16 protein-coding genes and 1 tRNA gene are annotated in these 16,694 nt (G+C 63.5%); 6 read left to right on the forward strand and 11 right to left on the reverse strand.

The genetic code is table 11. The features are described 5' to 3' along the window. Window positions 1-435: 435 nt before the first annotated feature. A tRNA-Ser gene (locus ACSU04_RS08125) sits at window positions 436-525 on the reverse strand. Window positions 526-593: 68 nt separating this feature from the next. Further along, on the reverse strand, window positions 594-1,340 hold the full coding sequence (locus ACSU04_RS08130; RefSeq protein ID WP_439289033.1) for a FadR/GntR family transcriptional regulator: 747 nt from the start codon (window positions 1,338-1,340) through the stop codon (window positions 594-596). Between the two features lie 69 nt (window positions 1,341-1,409). Here ACSU04_RS08130 and ACSU04_RS08135 point away from each other — a divergent pair, with 69 nt between their 5' ends. From ACSU04_RS08135 to ACSU04_RS08150, 4 genes are read left to right on the forward strand one after another with little or no spacing between them, the layout of a single operon-like run. Beyond that, a complete protein-coding gene (locus tag ACSU04_RS08135; RefSeq protein ID WP_439289034.1) occupies window positions 1,410-2,204 on the forward strand; it encodes a sugar phosphate isomerase/epimerase family protein in 795 nt (264 codons plus the stop codon). After that, a complete protein-coding gene (locus tag ACSU04_RS08140) occupies window positions 2,201-3,055 on the forward strand; it encodes a phosphogluconate dehydrogenase C-terminal domain-containing protein (RefSeq protein ID WP_439289035.1) in 855 nt (284 codons plus the stop codon). Before ACSU04_RS08135 ends, ACSU04_RS08140 begins: the two co-directional genes overlap by 4 nt. 1 nt (window position 3,056) lies before the next feature. Then, the gene (locus ACSU04_RS08145) at window positions 3,057-3,812 is read left to right on the forward strand and encodes an SDR family NAD(P)-dependent oxidoreductase (protein WP_439289036.1); all 756 of its coding nucleotides are present in this window, start codon (window positions 3,057-3,059) and stop codon (window positions 3,810-3,812) included. Further along, a complete protein-coding gene (locus ACSU04_RS08150; protein WP_439289037.1) occupies window positions 3,809-5,653 on the forward strand; it encodes a hypothetical protein in 1,845 nt (614 codons plus the stop codon). The genes ACSU04_RS08145 and ACSU04_RS08150 overlap by 4 nt, the downstream gene beginning before the upstream one ends. On the opposite strand, the gene ACSU04_RS08155 is transcribed toward ACSU04_RS08150, so the two are convergent. Next, window positions 5,565-6,572 carry a LacI family DNA-binding transcriptional regulator gene (locus ACSU04_RS08155; protein ID WP_439289038.1) on the reverse strand — a complete coding sequence of 336 codons (1,008 nt, stop codon included), beginning with the start codon at window positions 6,570-6,572 and terminating at the stop codon, window positions 5,565-5,567. The two genes, ACSU04_RS08150 and ACSU04_RS08155, sit on opposite strands and share 89 nt — an antisense overlap. Before the next feature lie 158 nt (window positions 6,573-6,730). Here ACSU04_RS08155 and ACSU04_RS08160 point away from each other — a divergent pair, with 158 nt between their 5' ends. Then, window positions 6,731-7,093 (forward strand): L-rhamnose mutarotase, encoded by a 363-nt coding sequence (locus ACSU04_RS08160; protein ID WP_439289039.1) that lies wholly within the window; start codon window positions 6,731-6,733, stop codon window positions 7,091-7,093. Then, on the forward strand, window positions 7,090-8,253 hold the full coding sequence (rhaI, locus tag ACSU04_RS08165) for an L-rhamnose isomerase (RefSeq protein ID WP_439289040.1): 1,164 nt from the start codon (window positions 7,090-7,092) through the stop codon (window positions 8,251-8,253). Before ACSU04_RS08160 ends, rhaI begins: the two co-directional genes overlap by 4 nt. A 4-nt stretch (window positions 8,254-8,257) precedes the next feature. Here the strand turns inward: rhaI and ACSU04_RS08170 are convergent, their stop codons facing one another. The 8 genes from ACSU04_RS08170 to ACSU04_RS08205 form a co-directional block, all read right to left on the reverse strand. After that, window positions 8,258-9,034, reverse strand: a complete 777-nt coding sequence (locus ACSU04_RS08170) for a class II aldolase/adducin family protein (protein ID WP_439289041.1) — start codon at window positions 9,032-9,034, stop codon at window positions 8,258-8,260. 28 nt (window positions 9,035-9,062) lie between these two features. Further along, on the reverse strand, window positions 9,063-10,490 hold the full coding sequence (locus tag ACSU04_RS08175; protein ID WP_439289042.1) for a rhamnulokinase: 1,428 nt from the start codon (window positions 10,488-10,490) through the stop codon (window positions 9,063-9,065). Continuing rightward, window positions 10,487-11,236 (reverse strand): glutamine amidotransferase, encoded by a 750-nt coding sequence (locus tag ACSU04_RS08180; protein ID WP_439289043.1) that lies wholly within the window; start codon window positions 11,234-11,236, stop codon window positions 10,487-10,489. The genes ACSU04_RS08175 and ACSU04_RS08180 overlap by 4 nt, the downstream gene beginning before the upstream one ends. Before the next feature lie 16 nt (window positions 11,237-11,252). Next, window positions 11,253-11,816, reverse strand: a complete 564-nt coding sequence (locus ACSU04_RS08185) for an RpiB/LacA/LacB family sugar-phosphate isomerase (RefSeq protein WP_439289044.1) — start codon at window positions 11,814-11,816, stop codon at window positions 11,253-11,255. Beyond that, window positions 11,813-12,799 (reverse strand): ABC transporter permease, encoded by a 987-nt coding sequence (locus tag ACSU04_RS08190; protein ID WP_439289045.1) that lies wholly within the window; start codon window positions 12,797-12,799, stop codon window positions 11,813-11,815. The genes ACSU04_RS08185 and ACSU04_RS08190 overlap by 4 nt, the downstream gene beginning before the upstream one ends. Window positions 12,800-12,871: 72 nt before the next feature. After that, complete coding sequence (locus ACSU04_RS08195; RefSeq protein ID WP_439289046.1) at window positions 12,872-13,885, reverse strand: ABC transporter permease; 1,014 nt, start codon at window positions 13,883-13,885, stop codon at window positions 12,872-12,874. Between the two features lies 1 nt (window position 13,886). Continuing rightward, on the reverse strand, window positions 13,887-15,398 hold the full coding sequence (locus ACSU04_RS08200; RefSeq protein ID WP_439289047.1) for a sugar ABC transporter ATP-binding protein: 1,512 nt from the start codon (window positions 15,396-15,398) through the stop codon (window positions 13,887-13,889). Window positions 15,399-15,494: 96 nt separating this feature from the next. Continuing rightward, window positions 15,495-16,547, reverse strand: a complete 1,053-nt coding sequence (locus ACSU04_RS08205; RefSeq protein WP_439289048.1) for an autoinducer 2 ABC transporter substrate-binding protein — start codon at window positions 16,545-16,547, stop codon at window positions 15,495-15,497. Window positions 16,548-16,694 lie beyond the last annotated feature (147 nt).

Genomic DNA, 16,694 nt, shown 5'->3' on the forward strand with positions numbered 1-16,694 from the left:
CCATGACTTGACATCAAACCCGTAGAGCTCGCTCTCCGGGTTGAACACCGTGCTCTCGGATCAAGAAGTCAAGCAGCGGCTTCCCTGTGGACACGCGCGTCGCCGTATCGAACTCGAACAAACCCATCGGACCCAACCGGAAAAGTCCGGCCCACAGTGTGGCGAGCGGCGCTCGATGCGCGCATCTCGGCTGAAAAGGTAGGTCACCTCTTGCAGAAATAGAACGGCTCCGGGACTTAGGCGCGGGGCGGCGAGAGACCGAGGGAAAAGATCCCTCCGTCTCCGTGCGCCAAGCCTTAGGGAAATGCGACGTGATCAGCACGTTCACGCATGCTTGCCGGGCGGAACGGACACTCTTGGCCGACGATTCCGTGGGCAATTTGACGCAAACCCGACGCAGAGCATTTAGAAAATAGCTTCTGACCAGGGATTTAATGGCGGAGACGGAGGGATTTGAACCCTCGGTCCCCGTAAGAGGACTCCACCTTAGCAGGGTGGTGCACTAGGCCACTATGCGACGTCTCCAGGCATCCAGGCCAAAACTCGGATGCACTCAGCAAGCATAACCGCTCAGAGAGAGCGGAGCGAACCGGCTACTCGAGTACTGGCTCGGCATCCGCGAGCAGACGTGCACTCGCCGTCGCCATGTGCACCGCCATCGCCGATGCTGCACTGTCGGCATCCTTCGCGCGCACCGCCTCAAGCACTGCCTCATGCTCAGCAACCGCCCGCTCAGCATGCTCACGATCATGCACTGCGCGATCCGCGTACACCTGAAGCAGGGAACGGACGACATGGACCTGATCGGTCAGCGTCTCATTGCCAGCAGCATCTGCCAACGCATGATGAAAATCCAGATCAGCGCGCGCGAACGCCGCCAGCTCGGTCACGGTCGCGCGCATACGCTCGACGATCTGTGCCATTCGCTCGAGAATCGCGTCGTCCGCACGTGTCGCCGCAAGGCGTGCAACGTAGATCTCAAGCCCTTCACGCAACTCGAGCAACTGAGCAGTGCGACGCTCGCCGATCAGGAGCCCCCACCGAAGCGTCTGTGGGAGAAGCTCACTCGCAGCACCGCGCAGATAGGTGCCGGATCCGGGGCGCACATCCACGATTCCAAGAATCTCCAACGCCGCCAGCGCCTCCCGCACCGCAGAACGCCCCACCCCCAGCGTTGCAGCGAGCTGCCTCTCTGGTGGCAACCGCGCACCAGAGGCGACAGAACCGCTGGTGAAAAGGTCCATCAGCCGTCGCGCGACCTCGGACACCGGAGACCCTGACGGCAAGGAGCCCAGGGCAGCTGTAATGTCGGCGACTCCATCACCGGGAAATGCGGGCATAGAGCCAACTTACTCCGACAGCGCAGAATTGCGCTTGCAATTGGTCAACCGGTTTGCCAAAATAGCAACATGATCGGTCTCGGCACCTATGCCTACTTCTGGCAGCACTCCGATCGCGCACCCCAGCCGCTGAGCCTCATCGGTGCGTTCGAGGACACCCGCGCCCAGGGCATCGACCTTTTCCAAATCTGCGACTTTGCACCACTGGAGCAGATGAGCGACGCCGAGCTGCGCAACGCCGCATCTGCCGCCCGCAACCTCGGCCTCACCATCGAGCTGGGCACCAAGGGCATCGCACCCGAACATTTGAGCCGCTTCCTGACGCTCGCGGAGATCTTCGACGCGCACCTCGTGCGCAGCATGCTCCACGCGCCCGACTCCTATCCGAGCCTCCTCGAGGCCGAGACGTGGCTGCGCAGCGGCATCCGAGATTACGAGTCCGCCAACGTCACGCTCGCCCTCGAGACTTACGAACAGGTCCCCACCCTCGATCTGATCGGAGTCATCGAACGAGTGGGCAGCGACCGACTCGGGATCTGCCTCGACCCGGCCAACGTCACGGCCCAACTCGAGCAGCCGCGCACTTGTGTCGAACAGACAGCGACACTCACCAAGAACGTGCACGTGAAGGACTTCGCCTTCACCCGCCAGCCGGGCTGGGTCGGCTTCACGTACAGCGGGGCGCAGATGGGCACCGGTCTGCACGATTACGCACACCTGCTCGCGACTGTGCGTCCGCGCGAGCGAGGCATCAACGAAATCGTCGAGCACTGGTTGCCGTGGCAGGACGACCCAGCGACCACCATCCGAACCGAGCGGGAATGGACCCGCGCCACCCTGGACTACCTGAGGAGCACACTATGAGCGACAACTACAAGATCGCCGTCATCGGCGCGGGCGGCAAGATGGGCATGCGCGTGTCCAACAACCTGGTGAAGACCGACCACACCGTCTGGTACGTCGAGAACTCCCCCGCCGGCCGGCAGCGCACCATCGACGCCGGCCGCGAACTGACGGATGCCTCGGCAGCCGTTGCCGACGCCGACATCGTCGTGCTCGCTGTGCCCGACCTGGCACTCGGCCCCGTCACCGCGGATCTCGTCCCCCAGCTGCGCGCCGGAGCGATCGTGCTGACACTTGACCCTGCCGCCGCCTACGCGGGACTCCTCACTACTCGAGAGGATGTCATCCAGGCAGTCGCCCACCCGTGCCACCCGTCGATCTTCCTGCAGCGCGAGACCCCGGAGCAGTGGGCCGACACATTCGGCGGCATCGCCGCCCCACAAGACGCCGTCGCCGCAGTGGAATCGGATGATCCGGCCAAGCGTGCCATCGTCGAAGCGACCGTACGCGCGATCTATGCGCCCGTCATCGATGTGCACTGGGTCACCATCAAGCAGCTCGCCCAGCTCGAGCCGACCCTCGTGGAAACCATCGCCTGCATGATCGGCGCACTCCTCAACGAGGCTCTACAGGAGACAGTGAACACCATGGGTGTGCCGGAGGCCGCAGCGCGCAGCATCCTCTATGGTCACACGCAGGTCGCCCTCGCAAACGGCCTGCGCGGCGACAACCCGTTCTCTGACGCGTGCCTCATCGCGATGGATTATGGTCGCGAGAGCATCATCAAGGACGACTGGAAGAAGATCTTCCGCGATGATGAACTCGACAAGAACCTCGCCCGCATGCTCCACCTCGACGAAATCACACGCTGACATGACACGCCTTCACGGGAAAACCGCACTGATCACCGGATCCGCCTCCGGGATCGGTCGCGCAGTCGCCAACCGTTTCGCCCGCGAAGGCGCACGCGTGATCATCGCCGATCGAAATGCGGATGCTGCGGCGGCAGTCGCCGCATCCATCGGTGAGGCTGCGCGTGCGGCAGTTATGGACATCTCGGATGAATCATCCGTCGCCGCAGCATTCGCGGATCTGGTCACTGCGGGCTGGAGCCCGGACGTCGTCGTCGCAAACGCTGGAGTGCAGCTCTTCGGCCAGGATGCCAAGATCGCCGACCTCGATCTCGATGTGTGGCGACGAACGATCGACATCAACCTCACGGGCACCTTCCTGACGGTGAAGCACTCCGTCCGGGCGATGCTGGCTGCGGGCGGCGGCTCGATCATCCTCACCGGGAGCCCCACCGGTCTCAACGGTGAAGGTGCCGACTTCACTGCGTACAGCGCTTCGAAGGCGGGCATCCACGGCCTCACACGCACCGTCGCCGCGGCATATGCCGCGGACGGCATTCGAGTGAACACAGTCGTTCCCGCCTACACCGAGACCGGGCTCGTCTCGACGATCTCCGAAGACCCGGAGTCTCGTGCCGCCATCGTCGGGCGTATCCCGCTTGGTCGTGCAGGAACGCCGACTGATGTCGAAGGCATCATGGTGTTTCTCGCCAGCGCCGACGGAGAGTTCGCGACCGGCGCGCTGTTCGCGGTGGACGGCGGGATGACTTCGCTGTGACCCACAGCGGGAGCGGCGCGCCGGTCTGGTGGTGCGAGACGGCGCCCACCTGGCGGGCCGGCGGGTGGACGATCGCGCTGCGTGGCGACGAGCTCGCAGACATCCGTAGCGGCGACGTTGTGATCCTCCGCGCAGTGCGCGCCGTCGTGCGCGATGCCGGGTGGAACACCGTACCGGTGAGTGTCATCGACGCCAACCTCGGTGCCGAGTCCCTTGTGCTCCAGCTGCGACACGAGGGCCTCGGCGCCGCAGTGACATCCAGGCTTACCGTTGATCTCCAGGGAGATGCCCTGCGCATCGACTGGGATGCGGAGAACCTGCGAGACTTCGACACCTGCCGCGTGGGGCTCGTCGTCCTGCATCCGCCATCAGACGCTGGGCGTGCCGTCACGGCAACGCATTCTGACGGCTCGCTTGAGCGCACCGCCCTGCCAGATGCGATCAGCCCGCATCAGCCGATCATGGACATCTGCGCGTTGCAGGTCGGGGACGGTGATGCTGCGACGATGCTCCGATTCGATGGCGATGTGTTCGAGATGGAAGATCAGCGCAACTGGTCGGATGCCTCGTTCAAGACCTACAGCCGGCCGCTTGCACTCCCCTACCCCTACGCGTTGCGTGCCGGGGAGCGCGTGCACCAGGTGATCACGCTCGACGCACCACTGTTGCCACCCGCTGCACAAAAGCGCCGTGCGGAGATCTCGCTCGTCGAGGGCGGCGCGTTCCCGCTGGTCGGTGTCGAGGCTTCGACTGCGCCGGATGGGCCGAACCCGCAGCCATCAAGCCCGGTCGGAGACTTCCGTATCGTCGAGTTGAACCTGACGACCCCGACGTGGCGCGCTGCCCTCGCCAGAGCCGCAGCCGACGGGCTCCACTTGGACGTACGTCTCGTCACCGATGCAGACCCGGCGCCTCTCGCTGAGGCCGCTCGCGCGCTCGCCGATCACCGGGTGATCGCCATCACAGCGTTCGACAGCATCCTGCATGTGAGCGAGTGCAGCGCCGTCGAGGGGCTTCGCACAGCACTCAGCGCAGCTGGACTGGCCATCCCGATCCGAGGCGGCGCGCGATCGCATTTCACCGAGCTCAACCGTGAACATCGCCGAATCCCCGACGACGTCGAGGGCATCACCATCACCACGACACCGCTGTTCCACTCCCTCGACACCGAACAGCTCGTCGAGGCGCTGGCGATGCAACGACTGATCGCGACGCAGACGGTCGAAATGGCGGCTGGTCTCCCTGTGCACATCGGGCCGGTGACGCTGCGTCCGCGCTTCAACAATGTGGCCACGACGCCACAGTCGGCACCGACGCTGACCGATCTGAGTCAGGGCTACGGCGCGCAATTCACCGGCGCCGACGACGAACGTCAGGATGCCCGGGAACTCGCCGCCTGGACGATCGCAAGCGCTGCGGCCCTCGCAGTTCCAGGCGTGGCAAGCCTCGCCTGGTTCGAGACCTGGGGTCCGCGTGGACTTCGAGATGCCTCGGGGATGCCCCGTCCTGTGGCGGATGCCATCACCAAGGTGGCTGCCCTGGCCGGACGGACGCTTCTCTGGGGCGGCAGTCCGGACGGACTGCTCTGGGCCATCGGCGCGCGCGGCGAGGATGGCGACATCATCCTGGTCGCGAACCTGGATCGAACCTCACGTCCACTGCGCCTCACCGGAGCGGATACCTCTCCGCTCGAGGTGAACGTCGGCGCAGGTGAGTGGCTCCGCCTCCACCGAGCCCACTCCAGCACTCGCCTCAGCCGACAGTGGACTGGCGCACCACGAGTTCCGGACGGAACCGCACGCGACGCTCGTAGTCACCATCCGGATCCTCGATCGATTTAAGCAGCAGCTCCACCGCCGTGTGCCCGATCGTCTCCGCGGGCTGGCGGATCGAGCTCAGCGGAACGACGGTGGCCGACGCGAAGTCGATGTCGTCGTAGCCAATCAGGGCGATGTCCTGCGGCACCCGGAGGGTGCTGAAGATCGTGAGCCCCTGGAGAAGACCGACCGCGAGCAGATCATTCGCGGCGAAGATCGCGTCGGGTCGCTGGTCGGGCTCGCGGCCGACAATGACCTCGCCGGCTGCGCGGCCGTTGAGAACCGTGAGCGCAGGCATCTCGATCACCTCCAGCGTTGCGTCGTCCACCGTCGCGACGGCACGCCGTGCGCCCTCGAGCCGATGAGCGACCTGGGCGATCGACGACGAACCTCCGACGAAGCACAGACGGCGACGGCCCTGTTCGAGGAGATGGGATGCTGCCAGGTATCCACCTTCGACGTCATCAACGGATACGGAGCAGAACTCGGATTCGCTGATCTCGTGGTCGACGAGAACCACGGGGATCCCAGCCTCTTGCAGACGTGCCAGCTTCTCGGCGGCGTGTGATGCGGGCGTGATGAGCACGCCTCGCACTCGCTGCTCACGGAAGAGTTCGAGGTAGGAATCTTCGCGTACGACATCGTCGTCGCTGTTGCCCAGCAATACAGAGAGCCGGTCTTCCTCAGCGCGCGACTCGGCTCCGCGTGCGACTGCGGCGAAGAATGGGTTGCTGGCATCGAGCACGACCATGCCGATGCTTCGACTGCGCCCGGCGCGCAGCTGCCGTGCGGCGTCGTTGCGCACGAAGCCGAGTTCACTGATGACGGCCAGCACACGCTCGACAGTCGCCGGCGACACCTTCTCCGGGTGATTCAGCACGTTCGACACGGTTCCCACCGACACTGAGGCGGCTGCCGCAACGTCTCGTACGCTGATTGCCAACTGCGGTCCCTTCCCTCTGCGATGACCGTGGGCCATCGGCATCCCTTCCGATCGGGATGGTTCATCCTTTCACCTCCGATTGCGAACTGGGTTCGGATGGTCATACAATGAAACGATTCATCCGCCATTCGAGAGCCATTCGAAGGAACCATGACACGATGACGCGCCACTGCTTCCAACTCCAGGTCCGCCCCGACCTCCTGGACGAGTATCTGGAACGCCATTCTCCGGTACGGCCGGAGATGCTCGCCGAGATCGAGGCCGCGGGCCGCCGCAACTACTCGCTCTTCCTGGGCGACGGCGGCACTCTCATCGGCTACTACGAGACCGACGATGACGCGGCCGCGCAGGCGTATCTCTCGGCATCCGATATCGCCACTCGCTGGGAATCCGAGATGGCGCGGTTCTTCATCGGACTCGAGGGTCGTCCCGACCAGACCGCCAGCGCCCTCACCGAAGTCTTCAACCTGGCGGAGCAGCTCTCCGCCGTCACCACATCCGCAGAAAGCGATCGATCATGAGCATCCTCACCCCTGACATCCTCGCCGAACTCGAAAAACAGTCGATCGAGCTGCCCAGCTGGGCATTCGGCAACTCGGGCACCCGGTTCAAGGTATATGGCACGCCCGGCACGCCGCGCGACCCGTTCGAGAAGATCGCGGATGCCGCACAGGTACACAAATACACCGCGCTCGCCCCCGTCGTGGCACTGCACATCCCGTGGGATATGAGCGACTTCGGCGACCTGCGCACGCACGCGGAAGAGCACGGCGTATCCCTCGGCACGGTCAACTCGAACACCTTCCAGGACGACGACTACAAGTTCGGTGCACTCACGCACGAGGATGCGGCGATCCGCCAGAAGGCGATCGACCATCACTTCGCCTGCATCGATGTCATGGATGCCACGGGCAGCCGTGACCTGAAGATCTGGCTCGGTGAGGGTTCGAACTACCCCGGCCAGGCCGACATGCGCGGACGCCAGGACCGCCTACAGGAGTCGCTGCAGCAGATCTACGCCCGCCTCGGCGACGACCAGCGCATGGTGCTGGAGTACAAATTCTTCGAGCCGGCTTTTTACCACATGGACGTTCCGGACTGGGGTACGTCGTACGCGCAGGTATCCGCCCTTGGCGACAAGGCGCTCGTGTGCCTGGACACTGGCCACCACGCCCCCGGCACCAACATCGAGTTCATCGTCATGCAACTGCTGCGCCTCGGCAAGCTCGGCTCGTTCGACTTCAACTCGCGCTTCTACGCCGACGATGACCTCATCGTGGGCGCAGCCGACCCGTTCCAGCTGTTCCGGATCCTCTTCGAGGTCGTCCGCGGCGGCGGTCTGAACAACCCCGATGTGGCTTTCATGCTCGACCAGTGCCACAACGTCGAGGACAAGATCCCCGGCCAGATCCGCTCAGTGCTCAACGTGCAGGAGATGACGGCGCGCGCGCTGCTCGTCGACCGTGCGGCGCTGGCCGTCGCGCAGAAGAGCGGCGACGTACTGGCTGCGAACGCCGTCTTCATGGACGCGTTCTACAAGGATGTGCGCCCGGCGCTGGCCGAGTGGCGCGAGTCCCGCGGCCTCGCCGGCGACCCGACGGCGGCGTACGCGGCATCCGGTTACCAGGAGAAGATCGCCGCCGATCGCGTCGGCGGCACCCAGGCCGGTTGGGGCGCGTAAGCGCTCAGCCCTGCGTGCCCGCCAGGTTCGCGCGACGCTCGCGGAAGTCGGGCCGGTCGAAATAGTCAGCGGTGGTCGCCGCATCCAATGCGGCGACCCCACCGGCCAGTCGAGCCCCCAAACGGACCCGCGCGCTCTTGACCGCCATCAAGGAGATCGCCTCGGCGCCTGCCGCTGAATCAGACAGCGCGACGATCCCGTGATTGCCCAGCAGCACGAGCGACGGAGTCTCGCCATGCTGCTGCACATACTCCTCGAGGTGCGCGAGGAAGACGCGGCCCAGCTTCAACCCGGGCTCTGCATAGGGGACGAACAGGCTACGACCGAGGATCATGTATTCCTCGGAGTAGACCGGTTCAGCAAAGGCCAGCTCCGCCTCCGCACTCGCGAGCAGTGCGACGACATCGGTCGGATGCGTGTGCGCCACATAGCGCACCGGAGCGAAGGCTCGCACGGCGGCATGCACGAGCGACTCGATCGAGGCGCGCACCGTCCGACCATCCTCCGACTTCGCACTCAGCGCAGCAGTCAGGTCATCCTGGGTCGCGGCCGGATCCCGCAGGATCGCCAGTAGCGGCTCGACGTCGACGACGACGAAGTTGTCTGCGGTCGCCTCTTCCATCGATGAACCGGATGCTTTGACGGCAAAGGTGCCCTCTGCGAAAAGCTCGCTCGTGTTGCCCTCGGCAAGGATGACCAGGTCGCGTTCGGGCCGACCGAGCCTACGAGTCAGGCCCACCAGCTCCGCGCTGACGAGTTCGGGTTGGATGCGTGCGGTCATGAACGGTCCCTCTCTGGGAATGTGCGAATCATCGCGGGATGTACGAAATAGGGGTATGGGTTCGCTCGACGAGTGAGCGGAGGTCTTCCAGCGTTCCCTCGATGCGCTCCATAGTGCGCGCCTGCACCAGGATGCTGCCGAGCGCGGTCGCTTCGACGGGACCCGCGAATACGGGAAGGCCTGATCGGTCAGCGATCTGCTGGCAGAGCAGTTCGTTCTGCGAGCCGCCGCCCACGATGTTGATCTGCGTCAGGGTGACTTCGGCCAGACGCGCAGCCTGAAGTGCGGCGTCGGCGAACGCCTGGGCGAGAGACTCGATGATGCAGCGCACCGTCTCCGCGCGGTCCCGAGGAGCTGCGAGACCGCGCTCGGAGCACCAGGTAGCGATGCGCGCCGGCATATCGCCCGGCGTACTGAATCGTTGATCGTCCACGTCGACGATGGGGACGTCACGGGTGACGGCGGACGCGGCGGCCAGCAGATCTCTCAACTCGATGCGTTCGCCGGCAGTTCCCCACTGACGTACGCTTTCGCTCAGCATCCACAGCCCCATGGCGTTGCGCATCAGCAAATACCTGCCGTCGACACCGGACTCGTTTGTGAACCCGGCTGTCCGCGCATCTTCGGTCAGCACGGGGCGAGGCTGCTCGAGTCCGACCAGCCCCCAGGTTCCACAGGAGATGAAGGCGGCGCCGTCGCGCGGCATCGGGGCTGCGACCACCGCGGAGGCGGTGTCGTGCGACCCCACAGCGATGACCTCAATCGGCCGCCGCGCATCAATAAAGCCGGCGACGTCTGGCCGCAGCGGCCCGAGCCGGGTCCCTGGCACGATCACCTCGGGGAGGATGCGCGCCGAGACCCCGGATGCCGCGACCAGGTCGGGATTCCATACGCCGGTGACCGCATCCAGCAGTCCCGTCGTCGAGGCCATCGTGCGTTCGGCGATCCGCGCGCCACTCAGCCAGTGCGTGAAAAGATCCGGCATCAGCAGTGCCGTATCCGCACATTCCAAGACCGCTTCGTCCGCATCGGCCGCGAACTGATAGATCGTGTTGATAGGCAGGATCTGAATGCCGGCACGGCGGTACTGCTCAGCTGGTGACATCCGCTCATGCACGCGGTCAATCACCGCGTCGGTGCGTCCATCTCGATAGTGCACCGGATTGCCCAGCAGCCGACCTCCGCGGAAGAGGCCGTAGTCCACGCCCCACGTGTCGGTCGCAACGGACATGAGATCGGGTACTTCGCGCACCGCGGCGGCGACCCCATCCAGCGCACCCTGCCAGAGCGAGAGCACGTCCCAGTGCAGCCGGCCACCGGCCTGCACGGGGACGTTTCCGAACCGCGCGAATTGCCGCATGCGCAATGTGTTCGCACCGACTTCACCCACGATTACCCGTCCGCTCGTCGCTCCGAAGTCGAGAGCGGCGACGCGTGCGACTGCAGGTGTGGTCACGCAGATTCCTGTGCCAGCCAGCCGATCAGCTTCTGCCACATCGGTGCGAAGCCATCCCAGGCAAGAAACTCCGGCGGCAGCCAGTGCGGTCCCATGTCGCTGCCGAACGCCGCGGTGCGACCCGCACCCTCGGAGCCCACGACCAGCAGTGGGTGCTCCCCCACCTGCACCAGCACGTCGGCGCCTTCTCGTGCCGTGAAGCGCTGGTAACCGAGAATCGCCGGCCACTCTGGGGCAAGGTCAGCGGTGATCGCGTGGTCTGCCACAATCCTGGGGATTGAACCCTGCGGAGTCTCTTCGCGATCGTCGCCGCTCTCCATCAGCACCGGCAGGACCGATGCGAGCGGCGTGTTGCGATAGTTCGCCTTACCCTCGATGCCTTGGAAGGTCAGATAGCCCCCGACCATCAGGAGCGATCCGCCCTGACGAGTCCATTCGGCGAGCACCTCCAGTCGGTTCGGCGCTCGCTCGCCACGGCTGAATACCCGGTCCGGGAGCAGCAGTGTGTTCGAGCCGATATCACTGAGGACGACGACATCGTACTCAGCGAGCTCTTCCAGCGTGTAGGGAAATTTCTCCGCAGCAACGTGGTTGGGCTGGAAGACTACCGTGTGGCCGGCCTGCTCAACGGCGCTGATGAAGTCAGCTGCGCCCTCCCCATATGTGGAGGTGGTGAAGGTGTCGAAACCCTTCGTGTGGATGGCCGTGACTGACCAGGACTCGCCTGCCAGCAGAATTTTCGCCACAGTTACTCCCTATCTCTCAGAATGCCAAGCCGCGCGGCTCTGCACCGAGCACGGCCTCACGAGGTTCGACCACCTGGAAACCGTTGTCACGGTACGCGGCGTAATCGAAGTTCTCGCACTCGTCGAAGCCGATCTGGTGATACTCGGCGAAGCCGTCCCAGTCCTCATATCCGTCTCCGAAGGAACTCTCCAGGAACGCATCCGCCATCGCCTTGCCCAGTCGAGGGGCGATATAAAACGCACCCATCGCCATGACATTGCAGGAGTTAGCAGTCGAGGCACGACGCGCTGCGGGCACGCTCTCGCATACTGCGGCGTGCACGTGAGGGACCTTACTGGCCGCGACGTGGATGCCCATACCCGACCCGCAGAACGCGAGCGCCTTCTCATACTCCCGCTCGGCGATCTGGGCACCGAGCATGAACCCGACTCGGTGATACATCGGAGCATCCTCAGGGTTCGGCGTCAGATCCTCGACGACCCAGCCGCGTTCCTGCAGGTGCTTCTTCACCGCTTCCTTCAGCGGGAAACCGGCGAAGTCAGCGCCTACGACGACGTGACGATCCTTGGTCAGCTTCATGATGCATTTCCTTTCCATCGGAATAGTCGTGTGAGATTGCCGCGCTTATCCCACTGGTTCACAACGATGACCAGGAGCAGCACACCGCCCCAAATAAGTGGCCGGTAGAAGTTGCTGATGTGCGGGAACGTGTTCAGGAAGCTCGACAGCACCTGCAGCACGATCACAGCCAGCACGACCCCGGAGAGCCGTCCAGATCCACCGTTCGGATTCACTCCGCCCAGCACGACGATCAGGATCGCGAGCAGGGTGTAAGTCGAGCCATAGTCGGCCTTGGCAGAGTTGTAGTTTGCGAGCATGACCAGTCCCGCGAGCGATGCGAACGTGCCGGACACCATGTAGGTGCGGATGATCAGGCTGGTCGTCTTGAGACCACTGAATTTCGCGGCGGTCTCGTTCGAACCGAGCATGTAGAGCTTCGTCCCGAACGCCGTCTTATACATCAGCAGTCCGATCACCACTGTCGCGATGATGAAGATGATCAGCGGCATCGGAATGACGCCGAACAGCCTGCTGGCCATGACTTCGCCATACTGCGAGGGAAGGCCGCTGGTGGGCTTTCCTCCGCTGACGACTATCGCGATTCCGGTGAACAGTTCGAACGTCCCGAGCGTGACGAGGATCGCAGGAATTCGCACTTTCGCCACCAGGAAGCCGTTCAGGGCTCCGGCGAGCGCCCCGACGACGAGCGAGAAGACGATCGCCGCTACGAGGGCCAGGTAGCCGCTGCCGCTGTCAGATCCGGTCGGCGCGATTTGCAGCATGAGCAACGCGCTGCCGATCGCTGTCATATTGGCGATGCCGACGACAGAGAGGTCGATGCCGCCGATCACCATGGTGAGCATTACGCCGAGCGCCATGAGACCGAACTCGGGAAACTGGATCGCCATCGACTGCCACGTGGGGAGGCCGAAGAAGCTCTTCGGCTTCATGATGGCGAACATGACGAACAGCAGCAGCAGGATCGCTGCCAGACGTGTCACGTGCTGGTCCTGGAAAAGGCGAAGCCGAGGACGCGCCGTTGTTGATGTTGCAAACATTGTGCAGCCCCTTTCTCAGATCAGCGCAGTGGATCGTCTGCGGGCACGGCGGGTGAGTTGTACGGCGGAGATTCCCGTGCCTACGAGGATCAGAACACCGAGCGCGAAGCCCTGCCAGAAGGTCGGAATCCCGACCAGGATCATGCTGTTCTGCACGATCACGATGAGCAGCGTTCCCAGCATCGCTCCGGTGAGGGTTCCTGTGCCTCCCGTGATCGCGGTGCCGCCGAGGACGACAGCTGCGATCACCATCAACTCCATCCCGAGAAGGTTGGTGGGGTGCATCTGGTCCATCATGCTGGTGCGCACCAGACCCGCGATGCTCGCGATGACGCCCACGATGACGTACAGCCAGAACTTGATTCGTCGGACGTTAAAGCCTGCTCTGGATGCTGCGCTCTCATCACCGCCGATCGCATAGATACCGCGACCGAAGGTCGTATAGCGCAGCAGCATGAAGGCTGCGGCCACGACCACGACCAGCAGGATGAACGCCACCGGCATATTGGAGGTGAGACCGGACTTCGGGTTCTGTGCGACGAACAGCGTCGCCTCCCCGAACTCACTCATCGCCGGCGGGATATTGGGAATCTGAACCGACCCGAGAACGCCCTGCATGATGCCGGAGAACACGCTCGCGGTACCTAATGTGATGATCAGCACGGGGACGGCGAATCGCGAGGCGAACAGACCGTTGAATGCTCCGAGCACCGCGCCGATCGTGATGGCGAGCAGGAAGGGCAGCCAGAGGCCACCGCCCCATTCGGCGTCCACCAGGATCCGTGTCGTGGCGTAGACCGCCAATGAGGCGAGGGCAGGGAATGAGACGTCGATGCCACCGGATACCAGCACCATGAAGGCACCGACTGCGAAGATTCCAGGGACGACCATTGCGTTGGCAAGGTCGACGAGGTTGTTGGCAGTGAAGAATTGTCCGCTTCGGGCTTCGATCACCAGCGCGAGCGCTGCGATGACGAGGAAGAGATAGAACTCGTTGGCTCGTACTATTTTGTGTAGATAGGTGCGCATCTCAGCCTTCCTCCTGTCGAGGGCTCACATCTTCGGACATCAGTGCGGCCAGATCGGCCTCACTGGTCTGGGCGGGGTCGAGCTCGCTGACGATGCGACCGGAGTTCATCACCAAAATGCGATTGCAGTTCTGAAGGACCTCCGGGATGTCGTCGGAGATGATGATCACCGCGAGTCCCTCTGCGGCGAGGTCACGCAGCACCCGATGGATATCGTGCTTGGAGCCGATGTCCACGCCGACAGTCGGACCGTTCAAGATGAGTACGCGCGGATTGGTCGCCAGCCACTTCGCCAGCACGATGCGCTGCTGGTTGCCACCGGAAAGCGTGCTGACCGCGTTTTCGACGTTGGGCGTCGCGATGCGAAGTTCGTCAACCCAGCGCTGCGCTTCGATATCTGCTTTGCGCTGGTCGAGCACACCAGCGGAGACGAACGAATCGATCTCAGAGATGACGATGTTGGAGCCGATCGAACGCTCCAAGAACAACCCTTCGGTGAGGCGGTCCTCTGGAACATACCCGATGCCGCGCGCGATCGCGCTGCGCACGCTGTCCAGTACAACGGGCTTTCCCTCAATTCTGAGTTCGCCAGAGTCGACCTTGAGCGCACCGAACAGCGCCAGCGCGAGTTCAGTGCGGCCCGAGCCGAGAATGCCGGTGATGCCGAGAATCTCGCCAGGGCGCAGTGACAGGTCAACGTCTGCGAAGGCGCCATCCGCAGAAAGCTTGAATGTTTCAAGGATCGGCTGGACTGCGTCGAGTTCGGGCTCGAAACGGCTACCCTCGAATTCGCGTCCGGTCATGTAGTACGAGAACTTCTTGTGATCGAGGTCTTCCGGCAGACAGGTGATGACGTGCTTGCCGTTGCGGATGATGGTGAATTTCTCACTGATCTCGAAGACCTCTTCGAGCTTGTGACTGACGAAGAGCGTGGCGATGCCGCGGGCTTTGAGATCAAGGATGATTTTGAACAACGCCGTGACCTCGCGCTTGGTGAGTGCCGTGGTCGGCTCATCCATGATGATCAGCTTCGCGTCGCTCATCAGCGCTCGTGCGATCGCGACAAGCTGCTTCTGCGCGACCGAGAGGGTCCCAACCTTTTCATCCAGATCGATGTCCACGTTGATCTTCGCGATAGCTGCGGCTGCGACCTTGCGCATCCGGCGCCAGTTCACGAAGGTGCGTCCCTCGGCCAACTCCGTTGTCAGAGCGAGGTTCTCCATGACCGAAAGGTTGGGAAACACCGCGAAGTCCTGATAGATGACCTGCACGCCGTGGGAGATCGCGTCCATCGGGTTCAGTTGGGTGAACACGTCACCGCCGAGTTCCACCGTCCCGGCATCCGGCGAATGCACGCCCGAGATCACCTTGATGAGTGTCGACTTGCCGCTGCCATTTTCTCCCGCCAGGCAGTGGATCTCTCCCGGGGCGATCTCCAGAGAGATGTCGTCCAGGGCCTGCACTCCGGCGAAGGCCTTGCTCACGCCGCGTACTTCGATGACGTTGTTCACCATCGGCGCGTCCTTTCGTGCTAATTCTTGCTGCGAACCCGCAGGGGTGGAATCGGGGCAGGGCGTCATGCCCTGCCCCGATACGGTGACTGCTGAGGCTCAGAAGCCGAAGCTGTCGACGTTGTCCTTGTTGATAACGACCCAGCCGTTACCTTCGAGAACCTTGTCGCTGCCCTCGGCGAACTGCATGTCCTCGTAGCCCTTGACGCCGAGATCGATGCCGTCGACGATGTCTTCTCCGTCGAGGATCTTCGTTGCCAGGGAAGCAAGCGCGTAGCCGGCATCTGCCGGGTCCCACAGCGTGAGGCTGTTAACCAGGCCCGACTCGAGGATCTCCTTGTTGGCGGCGGGCATGCCGGTTCCGGTGACGAACACCTTTCCGGTTAGTCCGAGCTCTTCGATCGCACGGGCGACGCCGGGAGCATCGAAGGACGAAGTGCCGACGATTCCCTTGATCTCCGGGTACTTCTTCAGCAGTTCCTTGGCCGCCTGGTAGGCAACCTCTCCATCGTCCTGCGATTCGACGCGAGGTTCAGCTTCGAGCAGCGTCATGTCCGGGTACTCGGCCTCAGCCTGCGCCACGGCACCATCCGCCCACTCGTTGTGAGAGGCGTTCGTGACGTGGCCCACCATGGTGGTGTAAACGCCCTCTTCGCCCATGGCCTCGGCGAGGTTGTCCATGATGAAGCCGCCGTACGCACTGTTGTTGAACGCCTCGATGTCGTACATCGTGTTCTCCTGGCTGGCACCCTCATGCGTGACGACCACGATGCCGGCATCCATCGCCTGCTTCAACACTGTCTCCAGCGCACCGGGATCGACCGGAACGACGCCGATTGCGTCGACGCCCTGAGCGATGAGGTCCTGGATGACCTGAGCCTGCATGGTGGCATCGGTCTCCGCGGGACCCTTCTGATAGACCTCGAGGCCGGTGTCGGCAGCGTACTTCTTCACGCCCTCCTCCATGCGGACGAACCACGGGTTCGTCGAGTCCTTGGGCACGATGGCAATCGTGTAGTCGCCATCGCCTGCTCCTTCAGATCCTTCGGATCCGCCGGAGCTGCTTGTGCCACCGGGTGTACAGGCGGCAAGGCTCAGGGTCAGAATTGCGGCGAGGCCGAAAGCTGCGCCGGCAAAGCGTCGTTGCTTCATGATGTTCTCCTTGGTGTCACTGCGGGCGAGTCAACGCAGCGCCGAAAAGGGCATGTATCGCTGCGTCGTTGCGTGATATAACGATTTGAAGCGCTTCAAATTCTGAAGCGCTTCAAAGTTACCTCGGGATCGCTCGTCATGCAAGGC

This window comes from Microbacterium sp. A84, from assembly GCF_051842815.1.
GTDB lineage: Bacteria > Actinomycetota > Actinomycetes > Actinomycetales > Microbacteriaceae > Microbacterium.